Annotated in this window: 4 protein-coding genes; 1 reads left to right on the forward strand and 3 read right to left on the reverse strand. The window is 47.0% G+C overall.

Annotated features, from left to right (window positions below; translation table 11 throughout):
- Positions 1-212 precede the first annotated feature (212 nt).
- Positions 213-572, forward strand: coding sequence for a hypothetical protein (locus C230_RS0100745; RefSeq protein ID WP_018130174.1), 360 nt, complete (start codon positions 213-215; stop codon positions 570-572).
- A gap of 98 nt (positions 573-670) precedes the next feature.
- Here C230_RS0100745 and C230_RS0100750 read toward each other — a convergent pair whose 3' ends face one another.
- From C230_RS0100750 to C230_RS0100760, 3 genes are read right to left on the reverse strand one after another with little or no spacing between them, the layout of a single operon-like run.
- Positions 671-1,681, reverse strand: a complete 1,011-nt coding sequence (locus tag C230_RS0100750; RefSeq protein WP_018130175.1) for a tyrosine-type recombinase/integrase — start codon at positions 1,679-1,681, stop codon at positions 671-673.
- Positions 1,682-1,685: 4 nt separating this feature from the next.
- Entirely contained in the window at positions 1,686-2,759 is a 1,074-nt protein-coding gene (locus C230_RS0100755) for a tyrosine-type recombinase/integrase (protein ID WP_018130176.1), read from the reverse strand.
- Positions 2,728-3,690 (reverse strand): tyrosine-type recombinase/integrase, encoded by a 963-nt coding sequence (locus C230_RS0100760; protein WP_018130177.1) that lies wholly within the window; start codon positions 3,688-3,690, stop codon positions 2,728-2,730. Before C230_RS0100760 ends, C230_RS0100755 begins: the two co-directional genes overlap by 32 nt.
- Positions 3,691-3,852 lie beyond the last annotated feature (162 nt).

The raw sequence follows: 3,852 nt of genomic DNA on the forward strand, positions 1-3,852 counted from the left end.
GATAGGAAAGTGTGTTGCCGATCCATCCCAAATCTCTTGCATGATTCCTACTCGGGTCTTCATTTGCACACCGTTCTATGTACGCCGGGAGCCCTCTCTTCAGATCCTGTTACCCGGAAAAAACATCTCTACAATTTTCTCTCTGTAAAATTTGAGTTTTGTCTTTGAATTTTTATATTGTGTTTATAGACCAAAAAGAAAGGATGATGATCATGGATAAATGTTCAATTTGGCTTGACAAAACTGGTTCCGAAGTCGAATGGATGTATCTTCGTGACAGCAGTGAAACTTGGGGGTTTCAGGTGGAAGGAGAATTAATCGGTTTCTCGTGGCCAGAGCTTCGGGGAGTCATCAAGTGGAATCAAGACATCCGGTTTTTGCTCATGCCCAGCCTTCGCCAATTGGGTTCCGTTCAATCGGAGATTCTTCACAATCTTATGTGGCTTTCCCAACATGACGTGACGGTCCTAACTCCCGGCATCGAGAAAGGGGTTTGTGTTTATGACTTCAACACGATCCAGTGCTTACGGGAGTTTGCACGTATAGATGTTCACTTGGCTCTAACCGCTTGATTAAGAGAGGGGACTGATCCCTTTTCCCCATCCGGGCTGTCATCCTGCTCCTTGTGCATACGGAGTAGGATGACAGAACTTAACACCCACATTGTGGTTTATGATCTCTTCAGTGATGCTCTCCCCTTAATGTCCCTCTTAAATGCCGCACAAACCCCTTCCAAAACCCCTTTCATCGAGAAGTTTTCCAATGCTTCCCGATCTTCCTTCGAGGTAGGGTGAATATACCGCAGAGTCGTATTTTCGTTTTTATGGCGCAAATGTCGGCGTATAATGGCTGGATGAACACCCGATCGATACATCTCGGTGGCTGCTGTATAACGCAGTACATGGGGGGTCACACTCTTTGCAATTCCCGCTTCATTTGCCAATTTTTTCACGATCGCAATCAGTTGTTCAAGTTTGATCATCTCTCCCCGTTCGGCCATAAATACATATTGCGCTCCACTCTTGGATGCCAGTCTCTTCCACCAGTCGTGATCAAGATAGATTTTCAATGTTGCGTGCAACAAGGGGGACATTTGAACCGTACCAGGTGCCCGTTTTTGCCCCTTATCGATGATCAGCAAGTTATGAAAAAAGTCAACACGATCCCGAGTCAAAAAGCGTACTTCCCGATTCCGCAGTCCGGCGTGAGCCATCACAAGAACCAACGCAACAAACCTCTTGGTAAAAGGATCTTTTCGTTCGGCTGCTTCGACCAGCTTTTGCAGCTCCTCATGCGTCAAACTGATTCGCCGCTGGCTGTGATAAAATTTGGGACCTGTAGCATTAAGGGTAGGGTCCACTTGTATGATTCCATTTTTCTTTAAGGTCGAGAAAAAGCTTTTTACGGCGCTGAAACAGTTCTGCGGGACGGATGGACGATCTGCATATTCGTCCTCAAGATACTCCACAAACTCCTCAATGATCTCCCGATCCATCGGGTAGGTTCTGCCCAAGGCATCGATATAGAAGTTATCAATGTCAAAATCCCCTTCCTGAATCCCTTTGATATCGGTGAGAAAACGGTCGAATATAGACAATTCACGCTTGTACCGTTCCAGCGTGGTCGGTCGTACACGAATCCGTTCGCACCACAGCTTGTAGTAGTGTGTTCGTTCAAGCATCCTATCACCCCCAATGCAGCTTCAAGTTCCCCTGCGCTTTTTCGGCTGCTTGTTGTAAATGGTAATCCCCAACAGAAAGGTAAATTTCTGTCGTGCTGACATGTCGGTGGCCAAGCAACTTGCTCAGAGTGTACAAGTCGACTCCGGTCAACATTCCATTCGTGGCATAGGTGTGGCGTAGACAATGGAAAGAAATATGGGCTTTCTCGTCTTCCGAAATCGTTCTCATTTTCGTGACGATGCGTTTGAATGTTTCCCCAACGGAATTTTTGCACAAAGGCTCCATTCCGCCGGTTGCTGAAAAAAGAAACAGGTTTTGCTTCTGTGGGCTATGGATCGCATCCTCACCGTACAAAAATGTCACATATTCCCGTAATAGCGAGGTCAATTCCTTTCCGAGCCAAACAGGCCTTCCTTCCCGGTGGTATTTTCCAAAGACAATGGCCTTACGTCCTTCCCAATCGATATCCCGTATCCGAATATTCACAACCTCTCCAATGCGGCACCCTGTGCCAAGCGTCGTGGAGATCAATACGAAATACTTAACCCCGTATTTGGTTTGACGGGCCCATTCCAGAATTTCTGTTACCGCCGTCTCACTTAACGCCTTTGGTATCTTCTGGTCAACCCGTTCAGTTTTGAGTAGGTCAGGGATCTCTTTGTTGATCCAGTTTTGTCTTAGCGCCTCTTTCCAGAACTTGCGCAACACACTGATTTTTTTGTTGCGGGTGGCCGGTGCATAGTGCTCCATGGACAAATAGTCCCCAATGAAATGTTCAATCAACACTTCATCCACATCCCGTCCAAGCATTCCTTTGTTTTCCACAAATCGTTGAAACTGCTCAATTTCATTCAGGTACGTTTTCCGGGTCTCCATCGAAGAAGTCAAACGTACCTGTTCCTCGAATTCAAACAAGGCCCGTTCCATGGAGCAGGGTTCCACACTTTTCTGCCCCATGGAAGACATTAATCCCCGACGATGCAACTCAACGGCCAGCCCCTCCGGTCCCAATTGCGCCAATAGCTGGTCCAGAAGCCTGTTTGCACTAGCAATATGCTGCGGTACAGGAATCGGCATCGAAATCACCTCCAATCGATGATGGCAAGCGTAAAGTTTTTTGGATTATGTCTGCGGCATCCTGGTAATGCTGCTGCGTGACATGCACATACCGTTCCGTTGTATTCAACTTACTATGTCTCGCCAATCGATTCACACGGAGATAATCACCGGTTTCGAGAAGCAAGTGCGTGCAGAAAGCATGTCGAAATACACGAGGAAACGAATCATGCGGCCAACCCGAGATCGTTGCAAACATCCGGAAAACCATGTGCATATAACGGTTAGACATTTTTTCCCCGGAGCAAGTGGTAAAAACGTCTCCCGTATTCTTCCCTTGGAGCTTTTGCAGATCCTTGAACGAATCCTTTAATGGACCAATCAATGGCATACGATTCCATTTCCCGCCTTTCGCAAGAAACTCAATTTCCCCTCCCTCTACATCCACACCTTCCCACTGAAATCCCAATGCCTCTCCCGGCCTCAACCCCAACAAATACATCGTTCCAAACAGACAAAAGTGCATTTCGGGCATGGGGGAATATTCCATCACAACCTCAAAAAAGTGCTTGATTTGATGTGGAGCAGGAATCCACCAATCAATTGTCTCGCCTTGAGGAAGACCCGTAAGATCCCGAACGACGTCTTGGAGTCCGAATCGTTTCCTACAGAACCTCAGAAACGATAAGGTGATTGTGCTTGTATGGGAGGCCGAATTTTCCGTTGTTTCCCCACTGAGAACTTTCCGCTTGAGTACCTTCAGATAATCGGAAACGTCATGGTACGTCAAAGCATACAAACTGATCGCAGAAACTTCTGAGGATTGAAATTTAGGCAAGGTTCCCAACCAATCCATAAAGTCCTGTGCAATATATCCCTGCCCCCGAACACTGTTCCCTTTTCTGCCCTTCGACCGGAGATCTGCCTGATAAGCAACAACCCAGGGATGCATCTCCCTTCTTCTTGTTTGCCGGTTCAGAACAACGCTATTTCCTCCATCAGTTTCTTGAATCGCAATCTTTTCGAGTCGCAATAATGTCTGACGGCAGAAGGGTTAAAGTCTCAGGTAGTGGTGTAAAATCCGTCGTCCACAATTGACGACGAAGCCACCGTG

This window comes from Effusibacillus pohliae DSM 22757, assembly GCF_000376225.1.
GTDB lineage: Bacteria > Bacillota > Bacilli > Tumebacillales > Effusibacillaceae > Effusibacillus > Effusibacillus pohliae.